This is a genomic window from Mesorhizobium sp. M2A.F.Ca.ET.043.05.1.1 (assembly GCF_003952445.1).
Classification (GTDB): Bacteria; Pseudomonadota; Alphaproteobacteria; order Rhizobiales; family Rhizobiaceae; genus Mesorhizobium.
In genome coordinates this window covers 5,095,992-5,121,869 of record NZ_CP034446.1, presented here as the reverse complement: position 1 = coordinate 5,121,869, position 25,878 = coordinate 5,095,992, and the positions used below count along the sequence as shown (strand labels likewise).

The following is a 25,878-nucleotide window of genomic DNA, read 5'->3' as shown; positions in this document are numbered from 1 at the left end:
GAAGCGGACGCGTAGACCCGAGGAACCATGCCGTGACCTCGCGCGAAGGTAAAAGCGGTGCAGAACGGAGGTCGTTCTGCACCGCGGCAACGCCTGTAGGTAACGGAATGGATTCCAGGGTCTGCGCTGCGTCGCTACGCTCCTTGCTTCGCCCTGGAATGACGAAGCCGAGGTGGCGTCGCCCGGTTCCTACTGCACCGAGCCGACCAGCACCGCCTGGCCGTCGCGGATCGAGACCCAGCGTCCGGTGTTGTCGATCGCCTGGCGCTTGAGGAAGCGGTAGCCGGTCGCGTCCCAGGCTTTCACCTTGTCGGTGAGATTGTCGAGCACGTAGTCGCCCTTGTCGGTGCGCACCGTCAGCACCGAATGGCCTTCGCCGTCCGGCTTGCGAACAACGGTGATCAGGAGATCGGCGAGCGACATGCCCATGCGATAAAGCTGGCGGCGCTTTTCCAGCACATAGTCCTCGCAGTCGCCATAGCCGTCATCCGGATAGGCCCAGACTTCATCCTTTCCGTAGTGGTCGAGATCGCTCAACGGCTTGACGGCGGCGTTGACCTTGGCGCTGACGCTGACCAGCTTGCGCCACAGGCCGTCCGTCATCCTGGCCGGCTCGAGATCGGCCGGATGGATGTTGCATTCGTTCGGACGCGCTTTGCAGAAATCATAGTGCCCGATCGGCTGCGAGGTCAGGCCGCCCGTGGTCATTGCGCCCGCCGCCCAGGCGGGCACCGCCCAGTGGGCTGAAATCGCCAGCCCTGCGACTGAACACAAACGCAGAATCCGCGTCATCGCTGAGGAAGTCATTGCCCCCGCCGCCCTGTTCTTTATTAACGAAACGTTAAAGGCGATTTACAGTCCGTGTCAATTAGAGACCGCGGCCAGTTTGACGGCATGGTTACCTGGACGATCCCGTAGCGGCACTTTCGCAACAGAGGCGCTGGCGCAACACCAGCGGCCGCCCTCCGGCGGCGGAACGGAAGTTCGCTCTGGCGCGGTCCGCGGCGTTCAGCCTTTCGCGGAACGGACCAGTTTGGGCCTCGTCGCCACACGCTGCTGGCGGCCATAGCTGGAAATGAAGTCGGCGATGCGCGGCACGATCTCGGAGCGGAAGCGCGAGCCGTTGAAGACGCCGTAATGGCCGACGGCCGGTTGCACGTAATGGACATGCTTGTCGGCGGGAATGTTGACGCACAGATCATGCGCGGCCTGGGTCTGGCCGAGCCCGGAAATGTCGTCGTTCTCGCCTTCGATGGTGAGCAGCGCGACGTTGCGGATCGCTGCGCAGTCGACCGTCTCGCCGCGATGCGTCATCTCGCCCTTCGGCAAGGCGTGGCGCACGAACACGGTGTCGACCGTCTGCAGGTAGAATTCCGCCGTCAGGTCCATCACCGCCAGATATTCGTCATAGAAGTCGCGGTGCTTTTCGGCGCTGTCGCCGTCATGCTTCACAAGGTGCATGAAGAAGTCCTTGTGGGCGATGATGTGGCGGTCGAGATTCATGCTCATGAAGCCGGAGAGCTGCAGGAAGCCCGGATAGACCACGCGGCCGAAGCCCGGCACCGGCCAGGGCGCCTGCATGATGACATTGTCGCGGAACCAGTCGATGCCCTTTTCCTTGGCCAGGAGATTGACCGCGGTGGGGTTGCGGCGCGTGTCGACCGGCCCGCCCATCAGCGTCATGGTCGACGGCACGAAGGGATCGCCGCGCCTGTCCATCAGCGCCACCGCCGCCAGCACCGGCACGGAAGGCTGGCAGACGGCCATCACATGGGTGTCGGGGCCGAGCGCATGGAACATCTCGATGACGTAGTCGATATAGTCGTCGAGATCGAAGCTGCCTTGCGCCACCGGCACCATGCGGGCGTCGACCCAGTCGGTGATGTGCACGTCCGCGTGCGGAAGCATCGCCTCGACCGTGCCGCGCAGCAGTGTCGCGTAGTGGCCCGACATCGGCGCCACGATCAAAAGCTTCGGGTCAGGCTTGCGCCCTGCGGGCAGCGCGCGCTCGAAGCGCACCAGGTTGCAGAACGGCTTCGACCAGACCGTCTTTTCAGTGACGTCGACGCTCTTCCAGTCGACCACGGTCTTGTCCAGCCCGAATTGCGGCTTGCCGTAGCGGCGTGTGGTGCGCTCGAACAGCTCGGCGGTCGCCGCGACCGAGCGGCCGAAGGGGTGTGGGAGATCGGGTTGAGCGGGTTGGAGTAGAAGAGCCGCACCGCGTCGGCATAGAGGCGCGCGGGCTGCAGCGCCGCATGGTTCATTTCGTAGAGCTGGTAGAACATTGAGAACCCCGTTGCCGTCCGTCGACCAAAGGACGACGAACAGCGCCGAGCCTTGCCCGGCGAGGTTAACAAGATATTGTTGCGATGCAATACGTCATTTTGTCTGACGAATGCTTCTTTGGTTCAACCTGTTGGAAATCAGGCTTGAGCGGGCGAGCCGGCTCACTGTGCGGTGCCGAAATGTGAAGGATATGTGTCCGGCCCCTCTTTGCCGGACCCCGGCCATGATCCAGAACCGTGGGGCTGCGTTGGATCATGGTCCGGCGAAAACGGTGGAGCTCTCTAGGCGCGCGCCATGCAGACGGCGGTGTGGCCCGAACCGATGAAGCCCAGCTGGCGGGCGGCGCCGCGGGACAGGTCGAGCATGCGGCCCTTGACGAACGGACCGCGATCGTTGATGCGCACGACGACGCTGCGGCCGTTGTTCTTGTTGGTGACCCTGAGCTTGGTGCCGAAAGGCAGAGTGCGGTGGGCGGCGGTCAGTGCCGAGGGGTTCATGCGTTCCCCTGAGGCGGTTCTGGAATGCAGCGCATACCAGGAAGCGCGGCCGCATTGCGCGGCGGCGGAGGAGGCGGACGAGGCGCCAGCCATCAGGCCAGCCGCGATCGTTACCGCGACAAGCGCGGTCTGGTTGGTTCTCTTCATGCTTTGGGGGTGGCTCCGTTGATCGAATAGCCCCGCCTAAGTGCCGAATGAGGCGGGAAATGCGGCAGCCTTCTGGCGGTTCCATGGCGAGGGCACACGTTTGGAGTCGCCACGAAACAGTTTGTCATGATATTTTTGGAGGTGGAGAGGCGTATTCTTGATGAATATCGGACCACTCTCCGGGACGTTCCGGACAAGATCGGTTCTTAAATTGGAAGTACAGAGGGGCCGGACTACTCCGACTCCTCAGTGTCTTTTGTTGCGTCCCTGTCACCGCTCGAAATCGACTTCCGGAGAGGATCAAGCCGATGCGATTGTTCAGGTTTGTGCTGGCGCTGATTGTGCTTTGCCTGGGCGCGCTATGGTCGCTGCAGGGGCTCGGCCTGGTCGGCGGCAGCTTCATGACCGGCCAGACGCGATGGCTCTATATCGGCCTCGTCACCGTGCTGGTCGGCATCGTCGGACTGCGCTGGGCGAGCCAGTCGCGCGTCTAATGATCTCGTGATTTGGGATCGCGGCCGGCGCCGCGCTCAAGCCCGGTTGAACAGGTGATCCAGGATGGTGCCCTCGATATGGGCTAGCTCTGCCGAACCGTGCCGGCGCGGCCGGGCCACGGGCACGTCGAGGTCGAGGGCGATCCTGCCGGCGCCGATCACCACGACGCGGTCGGCGAGCGCGACGGCTTCGCCGACGTCGTGCGTCACCAGTACGGCGGTGAACTTCTGGTCGAGCCATATCCGTTCCAGAAGCTGCTGCATCTCGATACGGGTCAGCGCGTCCAGCGCGCCGAGCGGCTCGTCCAGCGCCAGGATCTGCGGCTGGCCGACCAGGGCGCGGGCAAGCGCGACGCGCTGCTTCTGACCGCCCGACAGCACGGAGGGCCACTCGTCGGCGCGATCGGCGAGCCCGACCTCGTCCAGCATGGCAAGCGCCCGCTGCCTGGCCTCGGCACCGCCGGCGATGCCGGTCAGCCCGATCTCGACATTCTTCACCACGCTCGCCCAGGGCAGCAGCCGCGGCTCCTGGAACATGAAGCGCGTGCGGCTGTGACCCGCCTCGGCGGCGCCGAAGGTCAGCGAGCCGCTGGTCGGGCGGTCGAGCCCGGCGAGCAGCCGAAGCAGCGTGCTCTTGCCGCAGCCGCTCTTGCCGATGACGGCCAGGAACTGCCCGGCCCGCACGTCGAGGCTGATGCCGTCGAGCACGATCTTGTCGCCGAAGCGCTTTCCCACCTCCTTGAAGGCGAAGGCCCGGCGGCCTTCGACCGAGCCGATCGTCCGGGCTTGCGCCGGCGTGGCGACGAGGGAGCGTGCGGCGGTGAGGGTGGCGGCAGGCATCTTTGTTCTCACCCTTTCTGGAAGGCCGGATGCCAGCCGAGCGACAGGCGCTCGAGCAGGCGGGCAAGGCTGTCGGCGAGCTTGCCGAGCAGCGCATAGATCAGGATCGAGAGCACCACGACATCGATCAGCAGGAACTCGCGCGCCTGCATGGCCATGTAGCCGAGGCCGGAGCTTGCCGAGATCGTCTCGGCGACGATCAGCGTCAGCCACATGATGCCCAATGCGTAGCGCAGGCCGACGAAGATCGACGGCAGCGCGCCGGGCAGGATCACCCGGAAGAACAAGGCGCGCCGGTCGAGCCCGTAGACGCGGCCCATCTCGACCAGCTGCGGATCGACGCTCTGGATGCCGAGCAGCGTGTTGACATAGATCGGGAAGAAGACGCCCAGCGCCACCAGGAAGAGTTTTGCCTCCTCGTCGATGCCGAACCAGAGGATAACCAGCGGGATCAGTGCCAGATGCGGGATGTTGCGGATCATCTGCAGCGTCGTGTCGGTGAGCCCGCGGCTGAGCGCCGACAATCCGTTGGCGAGGCCGAGCGCGAAGCCGATCGAGCCGCCGATGACGAAGCCCGACAGCGCGCGCAAGGTCGAGACGCCGATGTTGCGGACCAGCTCGCCGGACAAGGTCAGCCGCCAGAAGGCCTCGGCCACCGCGCTCGGCGCCGGCAGCACATTGGCGGGGATCAAGCCCGCGCGTGCCGCGGCTTCCCAGCCGGCGATGATTGCCGCCGGCAGGAGCCAGCCGGCCACCCCGTTGCTGGCAAGGCGCGTCGCCAGGCTCATGACGCCGCCTGCAGGCGGCTGGCGCCGTGGAAGCCGACCGAGAATTCGTTGGCGATATCCTTGTGCGCCCGTTGCCGCTGCGTGCCCAGGCCGAGCCGCGGGAACAACAGCTCGGCGACGCGATAGGCCTCCTCGAGATGCGGGTAGCCGGAGCCGATGATGGTGTCGATGCCGATCGCCTGGTATTCGCCGATGCGCTCGACGATCTGCTCCGGCGTGCCGACCAAAGCCGTGCCGGCGCCGCCGCGCACCAGGCCGACGCCGGCCCAAAGGTTCGGCGACACGACAAGCCGGTCGCGCCGGCCGCCATGCAGTTCGGCCATGCGCCGCTGCCCGACCGAATCCATCTCCTTGAGGAAACGCGCTTGCGCATTCTCGATCTGCGCGTCGGTGACATGGCTGATCAGCCGCTCGGCGGCGCGCCAGGCCTCGTCCTCGGTCTCGCGCACGATGAAATGCAGCCTGATGCCGAAACGCAGCTTGCGGCCGCGCCGCGCCGCTTTTTCACGCGCCGAAGCGACCTTTGCGGCAACCTGCGCCGGCGGCTCGCCCCAGGTGAGATACATGTCGACGAGGCCGGCCGCGAGCTCCTGGCCGGCGTCGGAGGAGCCGCCGAAATAGAGCGGCGGCCGCTCCTGCAGCGGCAACAAATCGAGGCGGCCGTTCTCGACGCGGTAGTGTTTGCCTTCGAAATTCACCCGTTCGCCGGACACCAGCCCGCGCCAGATGGTGAGAAATTCCTGCGCCTGCGCATAGCGCTCGTCATGCGGCAGGAACACGCCGTCGCCGGCAAGCTCGGTCGGATTGCCGCCGACCACGACATTGAGCAGCAGGCGGCCGTTGCTCAGCCGGTCGAGCGCCGCGGTCTGGCGCGCGGCGAAGGTCGGCAGCGTCACGCCGGGTCTGAGCGCGACGAGGAATCTCAGCCTCTCCGTCAGCGTCGCGAGCCCGGTGGCGGTGATCCAGGAATCCTCGCAGTTCTGCCCGGTGGGCAAGAGCACGCCCGGGAAGCCCAGCCGGTCGACCGCCTGCGCGATCTCCTTGAAGTAGCCGAATTCGGGCGGCCGCTGCTGCTTCTCGGTGCCGAGATAGGTTCCGTCGCCATGCGTCGGGATGAACCAGAAGAAATCGAGCGGGCTGGCTGAAGCAGTCATGGCTGAACCCAGAGAGAAGACAGGAGAAAATACGACGGCGCCGGGCGTTCGCCGCCCGGCGCCGTGGACGAAAATCAGTTGCCCGGCGCGGTCCAGACGGCGTCGGATATCCGCACCGCTTTCGGAATCAGCCCGAGCTTGAAGAAGCGGTCGGCGGTCGCCTGCTGGCCGGCGACGATCTCGGCGGTGATCGGATAAATGCCAAACTTGGTGCGGTTGGCGGCGATCGTCTGCGCGTCGAGCGGCACGCCGGTCACCTCATGCAGCGCCTCGGCCACCTTGTCGCGATTCTGGTCCGCCCATTTCGCCGCGTCGCCGAGCGCGGCGATCGTCGTCGAGACGAAATCCGGATGCGCCTTGGCGAAATCCTTGTTGGCGAGGAAATAGGTGTTGACCTTGAGCACGTCGATGGAGCGGGCAAGCACCCGCGGCTGGTAGCGCGTCTCAGCGATGGCGAAGAACGGGTCCCACACCGCCCAAGCGTCGATCTGGTCGCTGGCGAAGGCGGCCGCCGCGTCGGCGGGGCTGAGGTAGACCGGCGTGACCTGATCGAAGGGGATGCCGGCTTTCTCCAGGGCGGCAACGACCAGATTGTGCGCGCTGGTGCCCTTGCCGACGCCGATGCGCTTGCCCTTGAGGTCGGCCAGCGACTGGATCGGCGAGGCCGGCTTGACGAAGATCGCCTCGCCCTGGCCGTTGGAGGGCAGCGCGGCGGCGTAGACGATGTTGGCCCCGGCCGACTGGCCGAAGATCGGCGGCGCGTCGCCGGTCCAGCCGACATCGATGGCGCCGACATTCAACGCTTCCACCAGCGGCGGGCCGGCGGTGAACTCGACCCACTTCACCGTCACGCCCTTGTCGGCAAGCGCCTTTTCGATGATCTGCTGCTGCCTGGCGATCACCGGCAGGCCGGTCTTCTGGTAGCCGATGTTGAACGCCTTGAGATCATCCGCAGCGGCGCCGAAGGATATGGCAGCCGTTGCCGCCACCAGCAGGCCGAGGCCAAAAACGCGTCTCGTCAGATTGAACATGACCCTCTCCTTCAATGGTCCCGAACTGCCGGACCGTTTGGAATGAAGGCAGGCTAGGTAAATCTATAAAGCTAGTAGAGAAACGATCTTGCGAGTTCGGCGGATTTCATGGAATTATTTTCTGCGCGTAACCCTGGGTGTCGTCATCCTGGTTGAGACCGCACAGGGATTTTGATCGGTCGGCCCTGTTTGCGTTGGCGGGCGGCATGCGTTAGAGATTGGCCGGAACGCCCTTCGTGATCGTAATTCCAGGGCGGAGCAGGAGCGAAGCTCCGTCGCGAAGACCCTAGAATCCATGCCGTTACCTTCGCCACGGCGTGCAACGGAGCAGAATTCTGCACCGTGGACGGCGCTTCCAAGTCACGGCATGGATTCTATGGTCTGCGCCGCGTCGCTTCGCTCCTTGCTCCGCCATAGAATGACGAGGTTGGGAGGGCGGCTTCAACCAATCGACGCGGCGCAGACATTAGGATGACGAAGTCGCCAGCGCTGGCGTCCCCCACTTCCCGCTCACTGCGACCAGTACTGCCAGGCCCAGTAGAAGCTCTCGTCGCGCGGCGGTAGGCGGTCGCGGTCGCCGGCAAGCAGCACCGGCGTCGGTGATTTCGGTTCGTCTGCCTGCTGTTTGTCGCTCGGCGGCAGACGCAACAGCCATGTGCCGACATGCGCGAACAGCACTGCGGTGGAATGGGTCATCGTCCTTCTCCTTCGCTTGAGCTCATTCCCGCCCCGCCCAGGGCACCAGCACCCGCTCGATCCGGCGGATGACGAATTCGAGCGCAAAGGCGATGATCGCGATCACCAGGATGCCCATCACCACCACGTCGGTGACCAGGAATTGCGCCGCCGACTGGATCATGAAGCCCAGCCCTCGCGTCGCCGCGACCAGCTCGGCAGCGACCAGCGTCGACCAGCCGGCGCCGAGCGCGATGCGCAGGCCGGTGAGGATCGAAGGCAGGGCGCTGGGCAGGATCACATGGCGGATGACCTGGGCCCGCGTGGCGCCGAGCGAGCGCGCCGCGTCGACGCGCTCGCGCGAAACGCCGCGCACCCCGGCGGCGGTCGACAGCGCCACCGGCGCCAGCATGGCGATGGCGATCACCAGGATCTTGGACGGCTCGCCGATGCCGAACCAGATGATGATCAGCGGCAGATAGGCGAGCGGCGGGATCGGCCGCAGGAATTCGAGCAGCGGATCGAACACGCCGCGCCCGATCCGGCTGATGCCGATGGCGAGGCCGACCGGTACGCCGACGAGGATCGCCGCGATCAGCGCGGCGAACACGCGCCAAAGCGAGGCGAGGGTGTGCTGGAGCAATGTCGCGTCGACGAACCCGTCGCGGGCCACGACCACGAACTTCGCCCAGACCGCGGCGGGCGAGGGCAGGAAGACCGGCGATACCAGCTGCAGCGAGGCCGCCGCCGTCCAGGCGGCGAGCAGCACCAGGATGGTGATCGCGCTGACCAGCCTGGCTGAGACGACCGTCCTTTTCGGCGGCGGCCGCGACCATGGCACGGAAAGCCTGTCGGTCTCGCCGGATTTCGCGGCGGGACGTTCGCTATAGGTGCTCACGCTCATGCCGCCTCTCCTTCGAAGATCGCGTCGGTGAGCTCGGCGCGGGCCGCGGCAAAGCCGGGATCGGCCTTGATCGCGCGGATCGGCTCGCCGGCCGCGTAGCGGCGGCCGAAATTCGTTTCGAATGTCCGCACCACATGGCCGGGTCCCGGCGCCAGCACGACGATGCGGGTCGCGAGCACCAGCGCCTCCTCGATGCCGTGCGTCACCATCAGCACGCCGACCTGGCTTGCTGCCCAGAGGTCGAGCAATGTCGTCTGCATGCGCTCACGCGTCAGCGCGTCGAGCGCGCCAAGCGGTTCGTCGAGCAGAAGGAATTCGGGTTCTGCGGCCAAAGCTCGGGCAAGGCCGACGCGCTGGCGCATGCCGCCGGAAAGCTCCCAGATGCGCTTGTCGCCGGCCTCGGCGAGCTTGACCAGCGACAGCAATTCGTCGGCGCGGCGTGCTCTGCTATCGGCCGGGACGCCGCGCAGCCTAAGCGCGAAGGCCACATTTTCCCGCGCCGTCAGCCAGGGGAACAGCGCATCGTTCTGGAAGACAACGGCGCGATCGGATCCGGGCCCGGTGATTTTCTTGCCGCCCACCGTGGCGAGTCCTCCCGCGGGCTCGACCAGGCCGGCGGCGACGTTGAGCAGCGAGGTCTTGCCGCAGCCGGAACGGCCGACCAGCACGACGAAATCGCCCTTCGCAATGTCGAGCGAAACACGCTCGACCGCCGGCGCCGGCTGGCCGTCATAATGAACGCTGACCTTGTCGAGGATGAGATGCGTCATCGGGATTTGGCCTCACTGCATTAACGGGCCTGCCCCGAAGCCGCGCCTCGTCAGCGGCTCCGGGGCAGGCAAGCGCAAGGCCAGGGAAGGAGGCCGCGCTTCCGAACAATCCCCGGAAAGGCGGTCATCCTTCCGGAGATTGCGTGGAGAAGGCTCAGTTCGAGGCAAGCGCCTCGCTGGCATATTTGGCCGTCACATATTTCGAATAGTCGGGCAGCACGGCGTCGACCTTGCCCTGCTCCTTGAGGAAGGCGGACGTCGCCGCGACGGCCTTCACGGTTGCGCCGCCGAGGAACTTGTCCGAAGCCTGCTCTTCGAGCGACGGGAAGACATAGCCCTTGAGCAGTTCCGGCACTTCTTCCAGCTTGGCGCCGGTGAGCTTGGCGATCTTGCCGGCTTCCGGCGAGGATACCGACCAGGCCTCCGCCTTGGCGAGGAACTGGGCATAGGCTTCGCCGGTCACCTTGACGAAGTCGCGCACGGCTTCGGGGTGCTTTTCGGCAAAATCGGTGCGCACGATCCAGGCGTCGAAGGTCGGTGCGCCCCAGGCGGCCACTTGCGAAGAGTCCAGCACCACCTTGCCGGTCGTCTTCACCTGGCCTAGCGCCGGATCCCAGACATAGGCCGCGTCAATGTCGCCGCGCGCGAAGGCGGCGGCGATCTCCGGCGGCCTGAGGTTGAGGATCTGCACCGACTTCGGATCGACATTCTCATGCTTCAGCGCCGCGAGCAGGCTGTAATGCGTGGTCGAGACGAACGGCACGGCGACCTTCTTGCCGGCCAGGTCCGCGACCTTCTCGATGCCGGCGCCGTTGCGGGCGACCAGCGCCTCCGATGGACCGATCAGCCCGACGACGAAGATGGCCTGGATCGGCAGCTCGCGGCTGGCGGCCGCGGCCAGCGGGCTCGAGCCGACATAGCCGATATCGACCGAGCCGGAAGCGATCGCGGCGATGACGTCGGCGCCGGAATCGAACTTGCGCCAGTCGATCGCCGCCTTGGTCGCCTTCTCATAGGCGCCGTCGGCCTGCGGCACTTTCGAAGGCTCGACCACCGTCTGGTAGCCGATGGTGATCTTGAGATCCTCGGCGTTGGCCGGGCCGAGCAGGGCGGCACCGGCAAGAGCGGCGGCCGACGAAAGCAACAGAATGCGTCGTGAAAGGATTGACATTGAAAGGCTCCATAAACCCCTGAAAACCGGATTGCCTTTCTATCGTCCGTTAATTCTATCAGGTTTGTAGAGTTAAATCCTTCCAACGAAGGGCGCTTTGTTGGAAAAGTGTCGCGGGGTAACGGCGGAACGGGCGCAAAGGAATGGTCGCGGGGTTGGTGCGGGTGGACGCGGCCGCCAGCCGCGCTCTTCGGTGCCCTGGGTGGTTGGCAAAGCCGTCCCTCCAGTCGTCATTCCAGGGCGGAGCAAGGAGCGAAGCGACGCGCGCAGACCCTAGAATCCATGCCGTGAAATAGAAGAGATGCTGCGGTGCAGACCTATCTTTCGGCGGGGGTAGATAAGGTTCTATTCTCCACCGTTGCACCTCTCGCGAAGGTAACGGCATGGATTCTAGGGTCTACGCGCCGCTTCGCGTCGCCCCGCCCTAGAATGACGAAGTCGTTGGGTTGGCGCTCCCTTTCAAAGATACCAAAGCGGACTCTCCGGCCTAGAATGACGACAGCGGATGCGGCGCCCTTCCACAATCGCGGCAGCCTGAACGAAAATCCTCCTGTCACCGGGTTTCAGCAAATTCATGCTTCAAATCGCCGGCGAATTGAAACGCGGGTTTCGTGCTTGCCTCGCTTAGTATAGTAATCTTATCAACATTGGGAGTGAGAGAACGATGCGCGACCTTCTGAAAACCGTTCCGGCGATCGTTCGTGGCTTGCGGCTTAGCCCGCCCGCGGCGCTCGCCGCACGCTGATCGCTCGACAAAAACCGGCTCGCAACCATGGTTGGACGCGGCAACTCCATCATCATTGTCGGCGGCGGCGCCAGCGGCGTGGTGCTGGCCGCGCATTTGCTGATGTCGTCAAACTCCGATCTGCGCGTCACGCTGATCGAGAAGCGTCCGCATTTCGGCCAGGGCATGGCTTATTCCACTTTGCTGTCGGCGCATGTGCTCAATGTCAAAGCCTCCGGGATGAGCGCCTATGCCGACGACCCCACCCATTTCGCGCGCTGGGTGCTTGAGCGCGGCTTCGCCAAACCCGACCAGGGGCCATTTTATGCGCCGCGCAGTCTCTATGCCCGTTACCTGAGAGAGCTGCTCGACGATCTGGTGGAACGTGAGCGCGAGACCGGCCGGCTGCGGCTGATTGCCGAGGAGAGCCTGTCGATCTCGCCGACGCCGGCTGGCGTCGAGGTTGTGCTCGCCAACGGCACCAGCGTCGTTGGCCATCTGGCCGTTCTTGCCACCGGCCATGACGAGCAGCCCGGGGCCTTCCAGGGCCATGCCATCCGCATGGGGACGGAGGCCGACACCGCGCTCGATCCGCAAGCCGGTGTCCTGCTGCTCGGCACGGGCCTCAGCATGGTCGACGCCTTCCTGTCGCTGGAACAGCGCGGCCATAGCGGCCCGATCGTCGCGGTATCGCGGCGCGGCCTGCTGCCGTCGCCGCACCGCAAGGGCAACCCGATCAAGCTCGATATCGCCGACATTCCGCTCGGCACCGAGCTTTCCTATTTCGTCGGCTGGTTCCGCAACCTGATCCGCGAGACCCAGAAGGCCGGCGGCGACTGGCGCGACGTCGTCGATGGGTTGCGGCCCTTCAACCAGACGATCTGGCAGAACTGGCCCTCGTCCGCCAAGCGCCGCTTCGTCGAGCACACCAAGGCCTGGTGGGACATCCACCGCCACCGCATGGCGCCGGAAGTCTACCAGCGCGTCACCGAGGCGGTCAGGTCAGGCCGCATCCGCCTCGTCGCCGGCAGGATCGTGAATGTCGAGGCGAACGGCAGCTTCACCGTAAATATCCAGCCGCGCGGCACGCAGGATATCGAGATTCTTGAGGTCGCCCGGCTCTATGATTGCATGGGCATCGCCCGCGACATTTCGAGGACCTCGAACGGCCTCGTGCGCGCGCTGATCGAGCGTGGCGTCGCGCGGCCGGATCCGCTGCGCCTCGGCCTCGACGTCACCGCGAAATGCGAGCTGATCGCGGCCGACGGCACGGTGTCGTCGAAGCTGCTCGCCGTCGGCCCGCTGACGCGCGGCACCTTCTTCGAGATCGACGCCATTCCGGATATACGCGTGCAGTGCGCGAAGCTGAGCAAGCAGCTGCTGGGGTGAGGCATGGTCGAGGGATAATCTCCCCCCTTGAGGGGGAGATGGCCGGCAGGCAGAGGGGGTCGGTCCGACCGGGCTCGGCCTAATCTGTTGCAAATGGAGGTTTGCGCTGCACGCGCGGCGACCCCCTCTGTCGCCTTCGGCGACATCTCCCCCTCGAGGGGGAGATTACAAGCCTCCGTGAAATTCCATTCCCCGACTCGCCGCCGGATTGGCACGATCTATCTTCTTTCCGGATGAAAAGGGCTGGAAAAGACAGGGCGCGCGCTCCGCGAAACCGGGATGGATTCCGGCGGCTAGAGCATGATCCCAAAAAGTGGGAACCGGTTTTTGGAATAGATCATGATCCAACAAGAATGCGCGAGATTGCCGACATCCGCCTCGAACTGCTTCGATGGAGCACTCAAGATGAGCGAGCAGACAAAAGCGCCCGGCGGCGCGGACACCAACCTGTCGAGGCTTCGCCCGCCTTACCCTTCGGTGCTCGACCTGATCGGCCAGACGCCGATCGTCGAGCTGACCAAATTCGACACCGGCAAATGCCGGCTGTTCATCAAGCTCGAAAGCCAGAATCCCGGCGGCTCGATCAAGGACCGTATCGCGCTGTCGATGATCGCCGCCGCCGAGAAGGCGGGCAAGTTGAGGCGCGGCGGCACCATCGTGGAGGCCACCGCCGGCAACACCGGTCTCGGCCTCGCCCAGGTCGGCATCCCGAAAGGCTACCGCATCATCCTGGTCGTGCCCGACAAGATGTCGCGCGAGAAGATCCAGCATCTGCGCGCGCTCGGCGCCGAGGTGCGCATGACCCGCTCCGATGTCGGCAAGGGCCACCCCGAATACTACCAGGACATGGCCGAGAAGATCGCTTCCGAGCTGCCCGGCGCCTTCTATGCCAACCAGTTCGCCAATCCGGCCAATCCGCTGGCGCATGAGACGACGACCGGGCCGGAAATTTTTTGGCAGCTCGACGGCGATGTCGACGCGGTGGTGGTCGGCGTCGGCTCCGGCGGCACGCTCACCGGTCTCGGCCGTTACTTCGCGAAACACTCGCCGAAAACCGAGATGGTGCTGGCCGATCCGGTCGGCTCGGTGCTGGCGCCGCTGATCAAGACCGGCAAGATGGAGGAGGCCGGCAGCTGGACGGTCGAAGGCATCGGCGAGGATTTCGTGCCGCCCAATGCCGATCTCTCGCTGGTCAAGAAGGCGTATTCCATCCCCGACAAGCAGAGCATGCTGGCGGTGCGCGATCTCTTGTCCAAGGAAGGCATCCTCGCCGGTTCGTCCTCTGGCACGCTGTTGTCGGCCGCGCTTCGCTATTGCCGCGAGCAGACGGCGCCGAAGCGCGTCGTCACCTTCGTCTGCGACAGCGGCAACAAGTACCTGTCGAAAGTGTTCGACGATTTCTGGCTGGCCGAGCAGGGCCTTGCCGAGCAGGAGCAGCATGGCGATCTGCGCGACCTCGTCATGCGTTCGCACCGCACCGGCGACACCGTCTGGGTCGGGCCGGAGGAAAGCCTGCTCAACGCCTATGGCCGCATGCGCCGTTCCGATGTCTCGCAATTGCCGGTGCTGGACGAAGGCAGGCTGGTCGGCATCGTCGACGAGAGCGATATCCTGGCCAAGGTCGACGGTCCCTATGACGGCCGCTGGGACCGCTTCAACGCGCCGGTGCGCACGGCCATGACGTCGAACCTGCACACGCTGCAGGCCAACCAGACGCTGGACGCGCTGCTGCCTGTCTTCGACCGCAACGAGGTCGCCATCGTCTTCGATGGCGAGGAGTTCATCGGTCTGATAACTCGTATCGACCTGATCAACCATCTGAGGCGCCGCGCAAAATGACTTCAAACGGCAAGAACCGCCTGGCCTTTTCCACCCGCACCATCCATGGCGGCCAGAGCCACGACCCGCTGACCGGCGCGGTGATGGTGCCTATCTACGCCACCTCCACCTATGGCCAGCAATCGCCCGGCGTGCACAAGGGCTTTGAGTATGCCCGCAGCCAGAACCCGACGCGCTTTGCCTTCGAACGCGCGGTCGCCGATCTTGAAAGCGGCACCAGGGCTTTCGCCTTCGCCTCCGGCCTGGCGGCGATCTCGACGGTGCTCGAGCTGCTCGATTCCGGCGCCCATATTGTCGCCACCGATGATATCTATGGCGGCTCGTTCCGGCTGATGGAGCGGGTGCGCAAACGTTCCGCGGGCTTGCAGGTGAGCTTCGCCGACTTCACCGACCTTGCCGCGGTCGAAGCCGCGATCCGGCCGGACACGAAGCTGCTGTGGGTCGAGACGCCGACCAACCCGCTGCTGCGCATCGTCGATCTCGAAGCTCTCGCGGCGCTTGCAAAGCGTAAGGGCCTGCTTACCGTTGCCGACAACACGTTCTGCAGCCCCTATATCCAGCGCCCACTGGAGCTTGGCATCGACATCGTCGTGCACTCGACGACGAAATATTTGAACGGCCATTCCGACATGGTCGGCGGCGTGGCGGTCGTCGGCGACAACAAGGATCTCGCCGACCAGCTGAAATTCCTGCAGAACGCCATCGGCGCCATCTCCGGCCCGTTCGACTGTTTTCTGGCGCTCCGCGGCATCAAGACTTTGGCGCTGAGGATGGAGCGCCATTCCGCGAACGGCCTGAAAATAGCGCAATGGCTGGAAACGCGAAAAGATGTCCGCCGGGTGATCTATCCCGGCCTCGCCAGCCACCCGCAGCATTCCATCGCCGTCCAGCAGATGCACGCCTTCGGCGGCATGATCTCGGTCGACCTCGACCGCGACCTGGCGGGCACCAAACGCTTCCTCGAACGCACCCAGCTCTTCACGCTGGCCGAAAGCCTCGGTGGCGTCGAAAGCCTGATCGAGCACCCGGCGCTGATGACGCACGGCTCGATCCCGGCGGAGAAGCGCGGGGCGATCGGCATCACCGATTCGCTGGTGCGGTTGTCCTGCGGCATCGAGGACGGCGATGATCTGGTCGCGGACCTGGAGCAGGCGCTGGCGCACTAGTTCCTCAACACAGTGATTTTGAAAGATTGCAGGCTTGTCGGGCAAGGCTATCAACATCCGTTTGGGATAAGCCAGCGCAAACGCTGGCGATGAGTTGGAGGCTCCCGAACCTCGTCATTCCAGGGCGGAGCAAGGAGCGAAGCGACGCGCGCAGACCCTGGAATCCATGCCGTTACCTGGACCGAAGTGTGCAACGGTGCAGAATTCTGGGCCGCCGCGGCGCTTCCAAGTCACGGCATGGATCCTCGGGTCTGCGCGCGTCGCTTCGCTCCTTGCTCCGCCCGTGGATGACGATCGCGATAGATGTCCCAGTCAGTCGCCAAGGCCGGGGATCTGCCAACGCGCACTAACCAACCGGTCAAAACTTCTGTGTTGAGGAACTTGAGCAGTTCCAGGAAAAGTGTGAGCCGCCTTCGCCGTAGCCTTCCGCCCGGCAATTGCGACAAGCAAGACAAACAAAAAGATAGAGCGCTTCGCCGTTTCCATGAAACGGAAAACGCTTTAAGCGCAACTGAGTGCACTTTGCGATTTCAGAACATATCATAGCTACGCCCGCCGATTGGCCGGCGGCGCCGGGATGAGGGCTGATGACACAAGGACGCGGCGGTGGTGAAAAATCGGCGGCTACCCGTGCCGTCCGCGCGGCCGACGGCGTCGAGCGTGTCTATGCCCGGATCAAGGACTTCGCGATCGACTATCGTTTCCGGCCGGGCGAGCGGATCAATGAAGTCGAGCTCGCCGCCGAGCTGGCGGTCAGCCGGACGCCGGTGCGCGCCGCGCTCAATCGGCTGGAGCGCGATGGTTTTGTCACCTCCGTGCCGAACAAGGGCTTTTTCGCCCGCGAGCTGACGCCGGAGGCGGTGCGCGATCTCTATGAGCTTCGCGCCGCGATCGAGCGTGCCGCCTTCGTGCTTGCCTGCGAGCGGGCGACCGATGCCGAGATCGAGGCGGCGGCCGGGACCTGGACAAGACACAGCAGCTTCCGAGACGAGGGCTCATGGGCGCAGATCGCTGTCGCCGACGAGAGCTTTCACATGGGCCTGACGCGATTGTCGAAGAATGCGCAGATGATCAGCGCGCTCGAAGGTCTCTGCTCGCGTATCCGCTTCTTCAGATGCATCGACCTGGAGTCTTCATCGCGCCGCGAACGCACCTATCGGGAGCATGATGCGATCATTGGCGCCCTGCGCCGCCGCGACGCCGCGGGCGGAGCGAGCCTCCTCGAAAAGCACATCACGCTGAGCTCTGCGCACGCCATCGAAGTGGCCGCGCGCGGCTTGGCGCGGCTTTTCCCGGAAACGGCGTAGAGAGCTTCCGCGGAGAACCTCAACGCCGCGGCCCGCCGGCATCTCAAAAGACGGCCATTTTGCAGGCTGCCCCTTGCGGATCTCGCGATAGACTCTAAAGTGTACTCACTTTGCGATCTGCGGAGGCGTGATGCGCGTGATCGTGTTGGGTGGCGGCGTGGTCGGCGTCACCACTGCTTACCAGCTGCAGAAGGACGGGCACGAGGTCGTCATCCTCGAGCGCCAGCAACAGGTCGCGGCCGAGACCAGCTGGGGCAATGCCGGCATGATCGCGCCGGGGCATTCCTTCGTCTGGTCCTCGCCCAGGGCGCCGATGATCCTGCTGAAATCGCTGGTGCTGAAGGATCAGGCGCTGCGCTTCAGGCTCTCGGCGGATCCGAGGCTCTACAGCTGGTCATGGCTGTTCCTGATGGAATGCACGGCCGAAAAGGCCAGGCGCAACACGCTGCTCAAGCACCGGCTCGCCGTCTATTCGCAATCGGTGCTGCAACAGGTCGTCGCCGACGAGGCGATCGACTACGACCGCAACGATCGCGGCATCCTCTATTTCTATCGCAGCCAGCAGGCGCTCGACAAAGGCGTCGAGCATATGAAGCTGCTGGAATCCGATGGACAGCTGATCAAGGTGCTCGACCGCGACGCCATCGTCGCGCTCGATCCCTCGCTGGCTTCGGCCAGGGAAAAGATCGCCGGCGGCATTCACTGCCCGACCGACGAGACCGGCGACCCGGCGAAGTTCACCCGGGCGCTGGCCGCCAAGATGGTCGAGCGCGGCGGCGAGATCCGGATCGGCACCACCATCACCGGCATAGAGACGTCGGGTGACGGCGTCGCGCAGGTGATGACCGACAAGGGCGCGGTCAAGGGCGATGCCTATGTGCTGGCGCTTGGCTCCTACAGCCCGCTGATAGCCAGGACGATCGGGCTCAGCCTGCCGATCTATCCGGTCAAGGGCTATTCGCTGACCATCCCGATCGGCAACCGGCCGGCGCCGCCGACCATCGCAGCGATCGACGAGCACAATCTGGTCGCCGTGTCGCGCTTCGGCGACCGGCTGCGCGTCACCGCTACCGCCGAATTCGCCGGCTACGACACCAGCCACAAGCCGGCCGATTTCGCCTTTATGAAAGGCGTGACCGAGGAGCTTTATCCTGAAAGCGCCGATTATGACCGCGCCGAGATGTGGGCGGGGCTCAGGCCGATGACGCCGAACAACCTGCCCGAATTCGGCCGGCGGCGCCTGCGCAACCTCTACCTCAACACCGGGCACGGCCATATCGGCTGGACCATGTCGCATGGGTCGGCCCGCATCACCGCCGACCTGATCGCCGGCCGCAAGCCTTCTGTTTCCATGGAAGGCCTTTTGAACTGAATGTTTGGTCCGCACGGGATCGACAAGAAGAAAGGGAACGCCATGTCCGTCAGCGCCGCTACCCGCCCTCAGTCGTCAGGACCGGTCGACCTTGGCGTCCTTCCGTCGCAGATCGATGGCGGCCTCGCCTCGCGCGCGGCGATCGGCCTGGCGATCCTCGCCACCGACCAGACGCTGGAGCACGAGTTCCGCGCGCTGGTGCGCATTCCGGGCGTCGCCTTCTACGAGGCGCGGCTGTTCAACGACAACGACATCACGCCCGACACTTTGCGCGCCATCGGCCCGCGCATCGCCCCCACCGTCGATCTCATCCTGCCCAGCATCCCGCTCGACGTCGTCGGCTTCGGCTGCACTTCGGCCACCATGACGCTCGGGGAGGAAGCCGTCTTCGCCGAGATCAGGAAGGCGCGGCCGGGCGTCGCCTGCACCACACCGGTCACCGGCGCGCTGGCCGCCTTCAAGGCGCTCGGTGCCAAGGGCATCGGCCTGCTTACCCCCTACGCGCCCGAGATCAACCAGGGCCTGGTCCGCTATTTCACCGGCCGCGGCCTCGACATCGCGGCCGTCGCCACCTTCGACCGCCGCGACGATCGCGAAGCGGCCCGCATCTCGCTGGCTTCCATCGAGGCTGCCGCCGAACGCATGGCTGAAGTGCCCGGCGTCGATGCGATCTTCATCTCCTGCACCAGCCTGCGCGTCGCCGAAGCCGTGGCGGAGCTGGAGCGGCGCATCGGCGTTCCCCTCACCTCCTCCAACCACGCCATGGCCTGGCACTGCCTGCGCCTCGCCGGCATCGACGACGTGGTGCCGGCGGGTGGAAGGCTGTTCGCGCTGGCTGATGTTTGATTGGTGGAGCAGACTTTCAGGGGATAGGAGGCGTATCCAGCGGGTAATGGCATAGGGCGCTCCCCTCTCCGTCTCGGCTTCGCCGAGCCACCTCTCCCCGCCTCTGGCGGGGCGAGGAACCCAGGCTCGCGAAGGGCGCTGGCTCGGCGATTGGCGTTTCCTCGCCCCCACAAAGTGGGGGAGAGGTGGATCGGCGCGCAGCGCCGAGACGGAGCGGGGGCAGCGCTGCCCTCTGCGATTAACGCTGATCATCCGTCCGTTAACGGAATCGGAAGGAGATGTTTAACGCTTCGTCTCTATCTCCGGCCCCGGGTGGCGCAGACAGAGCGAGCATGATGAACGACAGCCCCGAAAAGCGAAACGAATGGCGTGCTATTTTCTACGTGCAGGCCCGCGTCGCCATCCTGTTTGTGCCGGTCGTCCTCAGCCTTCTCCTCATCGGCATTTTTGCCGGCAACGATCGCAAATCCGTGCCGGACCCCGTCGATCCGACCGTGACGGGCTCGGTGCGCTGAGAACCGCCGGCGGCGGGCTTACCTCAGACGAAGCGTGGTATCGGCCCGTTCTGGGGCGTCGTATCGCCCTCGAGGTCGACGAAAACCTCGTCGACAAAGCACCAGGCCCAGCCTTCCGGCGGGTCGTAGCCTTCGATGATCGGATGCTGCGTGGCGTGAAAATGCTTTGTCGCGTGGCGGTTGGGCGAGTCGTCGCAGCAGCCGACATGGCCGCAGGTGCGGCAGAGCCTGAGATGCACCCACCAGGATCCGCTCTTCAGGCATTCCTCGCAGCCCAGCGCGCTCGGCGTGACCTTTTTGATGTCCCTGGTGTGCCTGCATTCGTCCATCACGATCTCCTGGCCGGTTCGGGCTGATTATTCGTTGGCGGCGGCGCCGTTACCTGCCAGATAGGCATGCAGGGCCGCAACCACCTGCGCGCCTTCGCCGACGGCGGCCGCGACGCGCTTGGTCGAGCCGCAGCGCACGTCGCCGATGGCGAACACGCCGCTGCGGCTCGTCTCCATCAGCCCGTGCCCCGGCGTCGTGTCCGGTCCGGTCCGCACGAAACCCTTCGCATCCAGCGCCACATTGCAGTTGGCCAGCCAGTCGGTGTTCGGGTCGGCGCCGATGAACAGGAAGAGGTGGTGGATGGCGCGCTCTGTCTCCTCGCCGGTTATCCGGTTGCGCCAGCGCAGCCGCTCGAGATTGCCGTCATGGCCTTCCAGCGCCGTCACTTCGGTTTGCGTCAGCACCTCGATGTTGGGCTGCGCCTTGATGCGCTCAACCAAATAGCGCGACATGGTGGCGTCGAGGTTGTCGCGGCGCGCCAAGAGCGTCACCTTGCGCACCTGGCTCGCCAGATAGACGGCCGCCTGTCCGGCCGAATTGCCGGCGCCGACCAGCGCCACCTCCTGGCTCTGGCAAAGCCTGGCCTCGATCGGCGAGGCCCAGTAATGCACCGACGTCCCCTCGAACTGCGCGAGGTTGGCGATGTCGAGGCGGCGGTAGCGCGCGCCGCTGGCGATCACCACCGCACGCGAGCGCACGCTCTCGCCATCGCCGATGGCAAGCCTGTAGCGGGCGCCGTCGCCGGCGTCGTCCAGCAGCTTCGCCTCGTCGGGGATCACCATCTCGACGCCAAATTTCTGCGCCTGATTGTAGGCGCGCGCCATCAGCGCCATGCCGGTGATGCCGGTCGGGAAGCCGAGATAGTTCTCGATGCGGGCCGAGGCGCCCGCCTGCCCGCCGAAGGCGCGGCAGTCGAGCACGATGGTCGACAGTCCTTCCGAGGCGGCATAGACCGCCGCCGCCAGCCCGGCAGGGCCGGCGCCGACGATCGCCACGTCATAGATCTTCTCGGCATCGATCGGCCGCAGCAGGCCGACGCAGCGGGCAAGCTCGTTCTCGCCCGGATTGTGCATCAGCTTGCCGTTCGGGCAGAGCACGATCGGCAGATGGTGCGGGTCGACATGGAACCGCTCGATCAGCGTTTTGGCGCAAGGGTCGGTGTCGGAATCGAGCGCCCGGTGAGGCAACCCGCTGCGCCGCAGGAAACCTTGCAGCCGCAGCACGTCGCCATTGCCTGGAGGGCCGATGACGACCGGCCCGCTGGCGCCGCTTTCGAGCAGCCCGACGCGGCGCAGGATCAGCGCCCGCATGACGCGCTCGCCGAGATTGGCCTCCTGCACCATCAGGTCGCGCAGCCGCGGCGAGGGGATGACGATCGCCTCGACCGGCTCGACCGCCTCGGCATTGACCAGCGACGGCCGGTTCGACAGCTGCGCCAGTTCGCCGATGAAATTGCCCGCGCCATGGGTGACGATCGGCTCAGGCTGGCCGAGCCCGCCGGCTTGGGTGATGTCGACCTTGCCCGACAGGATGAGGATCACGCCCGGCGAAACCGTGCCGGCCGTCACGATATGATCGCCGGCGGCATAGGCGCGCGCCTCGCCGAAGCGCCGCATGCGCTCGATATCCGCATCCGAGAGGATCGGGAACATCTGGTCGCGGCGGGCGGCAATGGTCGGGCTGACGGAAGGGGCCATGATGAGACCGTAGCGTCAGGGGCGGCAGGTTTGAAGCGGTTTGTTGGGGGCCTGGCCGGAAGGGGAGGTGGCTGATGGCTTACACGCCTTCGTCATCCACGGGCGGAGCAAGGAGCGAAGCGACGCGGCGCAGACCCGAGGATCCATTCCGTGACCTTTGTCGGAGAAGGCAGCAGAGCAGAATTCTGGAGCGCCGCAACGCCTCGACTTCACGGAATGGATCCCAGGGTCTCCGCGACGGAGCTTCGCTCCTGCTCCGCCCTGGGATGACGAAGTTCCGAGGTCAAAGGCTAATCTTGAGCGTCGTGATCGCTGGCGGATAAGGCCGATCCCGTTGGCAGTCGGGATGAGATGGTGCCCAGAAGAGGACTCGAACCTCCACTCCTTGCGGAACACGGACCTGAACCGTGCGCGTCTACCAATTCCGCCATCTGGGCTGGTGGGCGCTCATGTAAGCGGGCAAACGATATGTGTCAACGCGCTTTTTTCGTGGCTTGCCCTGGCTTGCCGAATGGGCTCACCCCTCCAGCACTTCTTTCTTGGCCACGGTGGAATCGGCGTTGAGCTTGTAGATGACCGGCACGCCGGTGCCGAGCTCGAGCTTGACGATCTCCTCGCCGCTTTTGCCGTCCAGCGCCATGATCAGCGCGCGCAGCGAATTGCCGTGGGCGGCGACCAGCACCGTCTCGCCGCGCAACACATGCGGCTGCACCTCGTGCAGGTAATAGGGCCACACGCGCGCGCCGGTGTCCTTCAGGCTTTCGCCGCCGGGCGGGGCGATGTCGTAGGAACGGCGCCAGATATGCACCTGCTCCTCGCCCCATTTCTTGCGCGCGTCGTCCTTGTTGAGGCCGGAAAGGTCGCCATAGTCGCGCTCGTTGAGCGCCTGGTCGCGGATGGTCTTGAGCTCGCTCTGGCCGACCACGTCGAGGATGTGCTGGCAGGTCTTCTGCGCCCGCTTCAGCGCCGACGTATAGGCGATGTCGAATTTCAGGCCGCGCGCCTTGAGCTTTTCGCCGGCGGCGAGCGCTTCCGCCGTGCCCTGCTCGGTCAAGTCGACGTCGCGCCAGCCGGTGAACAGGTTCTTCAGGTTCCATTCGCTCTGGCCGTGGCGCACGAGCACGAGAGTTCCCGACATGTTTTCTCCTATAGAATGTTTGGATATGGATTAGCTCAGGCCGAGCACATCCCGCATGGAATAAAGTCCGGGCTTCTTGCCGCGCGCCCAAAGCGCCGCCTTGACCGCGCCGCGCGCGAAGATCGCGCGGTCCTCGGCGTGGTGGGAGAGCGTGATGCGCTCGCCGGTGCCGGCAAGGATCACGCTGTGGTCGCCGACGACGGAGCCGCCGCGCAGCGTGGCGAAGCCGATCGAGCCCGCCTTGCGCACGCCGGTATGGCCGTCGCGCACCCGCACGCTGTTGTCGGCGAGATCGATGCCGCGCCCCTTGGCCGCCGCCTCGCCGAGCAGCAGCGCCGTGCCGGACGGCGCGTCGACCTTGTGGCGGTGGTGCATTTCCAGGATCTCGATGTCGAAATCCTCCGGGTCGAGCGCCTTCGCGGCCTGCTCGACCAGCACCGCCAGAAGATTGACGCCAAGGCTCATATTGCCGGATTTGACGATCGTCGCATGCCGCGCGGCGGCGGCGATCCTGGCATTGTCATCGGCCGAGCAGCCGGTGGTGCCGATGACATGGACGATGCGCGCCTGCGCGGCATAGCCGGCGAATTCGACGCTTGCCGCCGGCGCCGTGAAATCGAGCACGCCGTCGGCCTTGGCGAAGGCCGGCAGCGGATCGTCGACGATCGGCACGTTGATGATGCCGATGCCGGCAAGCTCGCCGGCATCCTTGCCGAGATGCGGGGAGTCCGGCCGCTCGATCGCGGCGGCGACGCGCGCGCCGGGCATCGTATGGATGGCGCGGATCAGCGTCTGGCCCATGCGGCCGGCGGCGCCCACCACCACCAGGCCCATATCGCCGGCTTCACTCATGCGCTTCTCCTGACAGTCTTCTTGGCGCGGCTGCGCTGCGCCGGAGTTTGGCCCGAAGTCTGGCTTGCCTTGGCGTCGTCGACAAGCCCCAGCCCCTTCTTGCCCTGGATGCGGTGGAAGCGGGCATAGATGCCGTGCGGGTCGGCCATCAGGGTCGCATGCGTGCCTTCCTCGACCAGCCGCCCCTCTTCCAGCACGATGATATGGTCGGCATTGACCACCGTCGACAGCCGGTGCGCGATCACGATCGTCGTGCGGCCGTCCATGACATGGGTCAGCGCCTCCTGGACGCGCGCCTCCGCCTCGTTGTCGAGCGCCGAGGTCGCCTCGTCGAGCAGCAGGATCGGCGCCTGGCGAACGATGGCGCGCGCGATCGAGACGCGCTGGCGCTGGCCGCCCGACAGCGTCGAGCCGCCTTCGCCGACCGGTGTGTCGTAGCCTTGCGGCTGCTGGCGGATGAACTCGTCGGCCGCCGCCAGCTTCGCCGCCTGCTCGATCTCGGCGTCGGTGGCCGACAGCCGGCCGAAGCGGATGTTGTCGCGGATCGTGCCCTCGAACAGATAGGGCGCCTGCGCCACATAGGCGATCGATTGGCGCAGCGAATGCTTGGTCACCTTGGCGATGTCCTGACCATCGACCTCGATCGAGCCCTTGTCGACGTCATAGAAGCGCTGCAGCAGCGCCACCAGCGTCGACTTGCCGGCGCCCGAGGCGCCGACGATGGCCGTCACCTTGCCGGCCGCAGCGGTGAAGCTCAGGTCCCGCAGCACCGGCGTGTCGGTATTGTAGCCGAAGGTCACATTGTTGAAGCGCACCTCGCCGGTGGTGACCTTCGCCTCGACCGCGTCGGGCGCGTCGCCCTGCTTCGGCTCGAGGTCGAGCAGCTCGTAGATCATGCGCGCATTGACCAGGGCGCGTTCCATGCCGACCTGCGTGCGCGCCAGGCGCCGCGCCGGGTCGTAGGCCAGGATCAGCGCGGTGATGAAGGAGAACACCGCGCCCGGCGGCTGCCCGAGCACCAGCGCCCGATACCCGGAATAGGCAAGCACGGCGGTGACGGCGAGGCCGCCCAGGATTTCGGAAATCGGCGACAGCCGCTCCGCGACGCGGGCGATCTTGTTGTTACGCTGCTCGGCCGTGTCGGCCATGATGCCGATGCGGCGCGCCAGCTCGTCCTCCAGAGTGAAGGCCTTGACGATGGCGATGCCTTGCGTGGCCTCCTGGACGGACCCGTTCAGCCGCGAGTTGATCAGCACGGATTCCCGGTTGATCTTGCGCAGGCGGCGGGTGATGTAGACGACGGCCCAGATCAGCGGCGGCCCGATCAGCAGCGAGCTCAGCGACAGCACCGGATCCTGGTAGATCATCACGCCGACGAGAGCGACGAGCGAGACCGCGTCGCGGCTGATGGAAGTCAGCGTCAGCGACAGCAGATCGCGGATGCCCCCGACATTCTCGTTCACCTGAGCCGCCAGCCGGCCGGAACGGGTCTCGTTGAAGAAGTCGACGCCGAGCTTCATCAGATGGTCGAAGCTGCGCTTCTGGTAGCGGGCGACCAGGTTGTTGCCGATCCTGGCCAGCGCCACCGCCTGGCCGTAGCCGGCGAAGCCGCGCAGCACGGAGGCGCCCATGAAACCGGCGCAGATCCAGACGATCATGTCGCTGCGCCGTTCGTAGAAGATCTGGTTGATCATCGGCGCCATGATCCACGCGGTGAAGGCGGTGGCGCCCGAAACAATCAGCAGGCAGGCGACGGCAACGACATAGGTCCAGCGATATTCCTTGCCGTTTTCGGCCAGGATGCGGCGCAGCACCGCGCTGACCTCGGTGGGCTGGACTTTCAGTTTGAGGGAAGTTTGAACGGTCAAATCAGGGGCGCTTCGTGGGTTTTCGTCGGACAGGGCTGCCTCTCGGCACCCCTCTTAGCGCCCCGGCTACGGCTTGCC

Annotated in this window: 23 protein-coding genes, 1 tRNA gene and 1 pseudogene; 8 read left to right on the top strand and 17 right to left on the bottom strand. The window is 65.4% G+C overall.

Translation table 11 applies throughout. The annotated features are described in order from the left end of the window. Positions 1-189 precede the first annotated feature (189 nt). The 3 genes and pseudogenes from EJ069_RS24755 to EJ069_RS24745 all read right to left on the bottom strand — a co-directional run bounded on the left by EJ069_RS24755 (position 190) and on the right by EJ069_RS24745 (position 2,930). Positions 190-807 (bottom strand): transglutaminase-like cysteine peptidase, encoded by a 618-nt coding sequence (locus EJ069_RS24755; protein WP_126063546.1) that lies wholly within the window; start codon positions 805-807, stop codon positions 190-192. Positions 808-1,008: 201 nt separating this feature from the next. After that, a pseudogene (locus EJ069_RS24750) lies at positions 1,009-2,285 on the bottom strand (polyhydroxyalkanoate depolymerase). 282 nt (positions 2,286-2,567) lie between these two features. Continuing rightward, positions 2,568-2,930 carry a septal ring lytic transglycosylase RlpA family protein gene (locus EJ069_RS24745; protein ID WP_126063545.1) on the bottom strand — a complete coding sequence of 121 codons (363 nt, stop codon included), beginning with the start codon at positions 2,928-2,930 and terminating at the stop codon, positions 2,568-2,570. A gap of 308 nt (positions 2,931-3,238) precedes the next feature. Here EJ069_RS24745 and EJ069_RS24740 point away from each other — a divergent pair, with 308 nt between their 5' ends. Continuing rightward, on the top strand, positions 3,239-3,424 hold the full coding sequence (locus EJ069_RS24740) for a hypothetical protein (protein WP_126063544.1): 186 nt from the start codon (positions 3,239-3,241) through the stop codon (positions 3,422-3,424). A gap of 36 nt (positions 3,425-3,460) precedes the next feature. On the opposite strand, the gene EJ069_RS24735 is transcribed toward EJ069_RS24740, so the two are convergent. The 8 genes from EJ069_RS24735 to tauA form a co-directional block, all read right to left on the bottom strand. Beyond that, positions 3,461-4,264: an ATP-binding cassette domain-containing protein gene (locus tag EJ069_RS24735; RefSeq protein WP_126063543.1), complete on the bottom strand. Its 804-nt coding sequence runs from the start codon at positions 4,262-4,264 to the stop codon at positions 3,461-3,463. An 8-nt stretch (positions 4,265-4,272) separates the two neighbouring features. Beyond that, positions 4,273-5,052, bottom strand: a complete 780-nt coding sequence (locus EJ069_RS24730) for an ABC transporter permease subunit (RefSeq protein WP_126063542.1) — start codon at positions 5,050-5,052, stop codon at positions 4,273-4,275. Beyond that, positions 5,049-6,206 carry an FMNH2-dependent alkanesulfonate monooxygenase gene (gene ssuD, locus EJ069_RS24725; RefSeq protein ID WP_126063541.1) on the bottom strand — a complete coding sequence of 386 codons (1,158 nt, stop codon included), beginning with the start codon at positions 6,204-6,206 and terminating at the stop codon, positions 5,049-5,051. Before ssuD ends, EJ069_RS24730 begins: the two co-directional genes overlap by 4 nt. A 74-nt stretch (positions 6,207-6,280) precedes the next feature. Then, entirely contained in the window at positions 6,281-7,237 is a 957-nt protein-coding gene (locus EJ069_RS24720) for a sulfonate ABC transporter substrate-binding protein (RefSeq protein WP_126063540.1), read from the bottom strand. Between the two features lie 510 nt (positions 7,238-7,747). Then, positions 7,748-7,933: a hypothetical protein gene (locus EJ069_RS24715; protein ID WP_126063539.1), complete on the bottom strand. Its 186-nt coding sequence runs from the start codon at positions 7,931-7,933 to the stop codon at positions 7,748-7,750. Between the two features lie 22 nt (positions 7,934-7,955). Further along, positions 7,956-8,816 (bottom strand): ABC transporter permease subunit, encoded by an 861-nt coding sequence (locus tag EJ069_RS24710; protein ID WP_126063538.1) that lies wholly within the window; start codon positions 8,814-8,816, stop codon positions 7,956-7,958. Continuing rightward, entirely contained in the window at positions 8,813-9,586 is a 774-nt protein-coding gene (locus tag EJ069_RS24705) for a taurine ABC transporter ATP-binding protein (RefSeq protein ID WP_126063537.1), read from the bottom strand. Before EJ069_RS24705 ends, EJ069_RS24710 begins: the two co-directional genes overlap by 4 nt. Positions 9,587-9,740: 154 nt before the next feature. Next, positions 9,741-10,757 (bottom strand): taurine ABC transporter substrate-binding protein, encoded by a 1,017-nt coding sequence (gene tauA / locus EJ069_RS24700; protein WP_126063536.1) that lies wholly within the window; start codon positions 10,755-10,757, stop codon positions 9,741-9,743. Between the two features lie 772 nt (positions 10,758-11,529). Here tauA and EJ069_RS24695 point away from each other — a divergent pair. The 7 genes from EJ069_RS24695 (at position 11,530) to EJ069_RS24665 (ending at position 19,915) form a co-directional block, all read left to right on the top strand. Beyond that, positions 11,530-12,870, top strand: coding sequence for an FAD/NAD(P)-binding protein (locus tag EJ069_RS24695; RefSeq protein ID WP_126063535.1), 1,341 nt, complete (start codon positions 11,530-11,532; stop codon positions 12,868-12,870). A 405-nt stretch (positions 12,871-13,275) separates the two neighbouring features. Further along, the gene (locus EJ069_RS24690; protein WP_126063534.1) at positions 13,276-14,709 is read left to right on the top strand and encodes a pyridoxal-phosphate dependent enzyme; all 1,434 of its coding nucleotides are present in this window, start codon (positions 13,276-13,278) and stop codon (positions 14,707-14,709) included. Next, complete coding sequence (locus EJ069_RS24685; RefSeq protein ID WP_126063533.1) at positions 14,706-15,875, top strand: PLP-dependent aspartate aminotransferase family protein; 1,170 nt, start codon at positions 14,706-14,708, stop codon at positions 15,873-15,875. Before EJ069_RS24690 ends, EJ069_RS24685 begins: the two co-directional genes overlap by 4 nt. Before the next feature lie 587 nt (positions 15,876-16,462). Continuing rightward, on the top strand, positions 16,463-17,182 hold the full coding sequence (locus tag EJ069_RS24680) for a GntR family transcriptional regulator (RefSeq protein WP_126063532.1): 720 nt from the start codon (positions 16,463-16,465) through the stop codon (positions 17,180-17,182). Positions 17,183-17,312: 130 nt separating this feature from the next. Continuing rightward, positions 17,313-18,554 carry a D-amino acid dehydrogenase gene (locus tag EJ069_RS24675; protein ID WP_126063531.1) on the top strand — a complete coding sequence of 414 codons (1,242 nt, stop codon included), beginning with the start codon at positions 17,313-17,315 and terminating at the stop codon, positions 18,552-18,554. Between the two features lie 42 nt (positions 18,555-18,596). Then, positions 18,597-19,400, top strand: a complete 804-nt coding sequence (locus tag EJ069_RS24670; protein ID WP_126063530.1) for an aspartate/glutamate racemase family protein — start codon at positions 18,597-18,599, stop codon at positions 19,398-19,400. Between the two features lie 335 nt (positions 19,401-19,735). Further along, positions 19,736-19,915: a hypothetical protein gene (locus EJ069_RS24665; protein WP_189341673.1), complete on the top strand. Its 180-nt coding sequence runs from the start codon at positions 19,736-19,738 to the stop codon at positions 19,913-19,915. Between the two features lie 23 nt (positions 19,916-19,938). On the opposite strand, the gene EJ069_RS24660 is transcribed toward EJ069_RS24665, so the two are convergent. The 6 genes from EJ069_RS24660 to EJ069_RS24635 all read right to left on the bottom strand — a co-directional run bounded on the left by EJ069_RS24660 (position 19,939) and on the right by EJ069_RS24635 (position 25,800). Next, the gene (locus EJ069_RS24660) at positions 19,939-20,244 is read right to left on the bottom strand and encodes a UBP-type zinc finger domain-containing protein (RefSeq protein ID WP_126063528.1); all 306 of its coding nucleotides are present in this window, start codon (positions 20,242-20,244) and stop codon (positions 19,939-19,941) included. A gap of 27 nt (positions 20,245-20,271) precedes the next feature. Next, a complete protein-coding gene (locus tag EJ069_RS24655) occupies positions 20,272-21,942 on the bottom strand; it encodes a cyclic nucleotide-binding domain-containing thioredoxin-disulfide reductase (RefSeq protein ID WP_126063527.1) in 1,671 nt (556 codons plus the stop codon). A 352-nt stretch (positions 21,943-22,294) separates the two neighbouring features. After that, a tRNA-Leu gene (locus tag EJ069_RS24650) sits at positions 22,295-22,379 on the bottom strand. Between the two features lie 80 nt (positions 22,380-22,459). Continuing rightward, the gene (locus EJ069_RS24645) at positions 22,460-23,080 is read right to left on the bottom strand and encodes a 2,3-bisphosphoglycerate-dependent phosphoglycerate mutase (protein ID WP_126063526.1); all 621 of its coding nucleotides are present in this window, start codon (positions 23,078-23,080) and stop codon (positions 22,460-22,462) included. Between the two features lie 30 nt (positions 23,081-23,110). After that, complete coding sequence (dapB, locus tag EJ069_RS24640) at positions 23,111-23,932, bottom strand: 4-hydroxy-tetrahydrodipicolinate reductase (RefSeq protein ID WP_126063525.1); 822 nt, start codon at positions 23,930-23,932, stop codon at positions 23,111-23,113. Then, positions 23,929-25,800, bottom strand: coding sequence for an ABC transporter ATP-binding protein (locus EJ069_RS24635; protein ID WP_126063524.1), 1,872 nt, complete (start codon positions 25,798-25,800; stop codon positions 23,929-23,931). The genes dapB and EJ069_RS24635 overlap by 4 nt, the downstream gene beginning before the upstream one ends. Between the last annotated feature and the right edge of the window lie 78 nt (positions 25,801-25,878).

Coding starts and splice junctions, on each gene's coding strand:
- EJ069_RS24755 (WP_126063546.1), bottom strand. CDS start 807: ATGACTTCCTCAGCGATGACGCGGATTCTGCGTTTGTGTTCAGTCGCA.
- EJ069_RS24745 (WP_126063545.1), bottom strand. CDS start 2,930: ATGAAGAGAACCAACCAGACCGCGCTTGTCGCGGTAACGATCGCGGCT.
- EJ069_RS24740 (WP_126063544.1), top strand. CDS start 3,239: ATGCGATTGTTCAGGTTTGTGCTGGCGCTGATTGTGCTTTGCCTGGGC.
- EJ069_RS24735 (WP_126063543.1), bottom strand. CDS start 4,264: ATGCCTGCCGCCACCCTCACCGCCGCACGCTCCCTCGTCGCCACGCCG.
- EJ069_RS24730 (WP_126063542.1), bottom strand. CDS start 5,052: ATGAGCCTGGCGACGCGCCTTGCCAGCAACGGGGTGGCCGGCTGGCTC.
- ssuD (WP_126063541.1), bottom strand. CDS start 6,206: ATGACTGCTTCAGCCAGCCCGCTCGATTTCTTCTGGTTCATCCCGACG.
- EJ069_RS24720 (WP_126063540.1), bottom strand. CDS start 7,237: ATGTTCAATCTGACGAGACGCGTTTTTGGCCTCGGCCTGCTGGTGGCG.
- EJ069_RS24715 (WP_126063539.1), bottom strand. CDS start 7,933: ATGACCCATTCCACCGCAGTGCTGTTCGCGCATGTCGGCACATGGCTG.
- EJ069_RS24710 (WP_126063538.1), bottom strand. CDS start 8,816: ATGAGCGTGAGCACCTATAGCGAACGTCCCGCCGCGAAATCCGGCGAG.
- EJ069_RS24705 (WP_126063537.1), bottom strand. CDS start 9,586: ATGACGCATCTCATCCTCGACAAGGTCAGCGTTCATTATGACGGCCAG.
- tauA (WP_126063536.1), bottom strand. CDS start 10,757: ATGTCAATCCTTTCACGACGCATTCTGTTGCTTTCGTCGGCCGCCGCT.
- EJ069_RS24695 (WP_126063535.1), top strand. CDS start 11,530: ATGGTTGGACGCGGCAACTCCATCATCATTGTCGGCGGCGGCGCCAGC.
- EJ069_RS24690 (WP_126063534.1), top strand. CDS start 13,276: ATGAGCGAGCAGACAAAAGCGCCCGGCGGCGCGGACACCAACCTGTCG.
- EJ069_RS24685 (WP_126063533.1), top strand. CDS start 14,706: ATGACTTCAAACGGCAAGAACCGCCTGGCCTTTTCCACCCGCACCATC.
- EJ069_RS24680 (WP_126063532.1), top strand. CDS start 16,463: ATGACACAAGGACGCGGCGGTGGTGAAAAATCGGCGGCTACCCGTGCC.
- EJ069_RS24675 (WP_126063531.1), top strand. CDS start 17,313: ATGCGCGTGATCGTGTTGGGTGGCGGCGTGGTCGGCGTCACCACTGCT.
- EJ069_RS24670 (WP_126063530.1), top strand. CDS start 18,597: ATGTCCGTCAGCGCCGCTACCCGCCCTCAGTCGTCAGGACCGGTCGAC.
- EJ069_RS24665 (WP_189341673.1), top strand. CDS start 19,736: ATGAACGACAGCCCCGAAAAGCGAAACGAATGGCGTGCTATTTTCTAC.
- EJ069_RS24660 (WP_126063528.1), bottom strand. CDS start 20,244: ATGGACGAATGCAGGCACACCAGGGACATCAAAAAGGTCACGCCGAGC.
- EJ069_RS24655 (WP_126063527.1), bottom strand. CDS start 21,942: ATGGCCCCTTCCGTCAGCCCGACCATTGCCGCCCGCCGCGACCAGATG.
- EJ069_RS24645 (WP_126063526.1), bottom strand. CDS start 23,080: ATGTCGGGAACTCTCGTGCTCGTGCGCCACGGCCAGAGCGAATGGAAC.
- dapB (WP_126063525.1), bottom strand. CDS start 23,932: ATGAGTGAAGCCGGCGATATGGGCCTGGTGGTGGTGGGCGCCGCCGGC.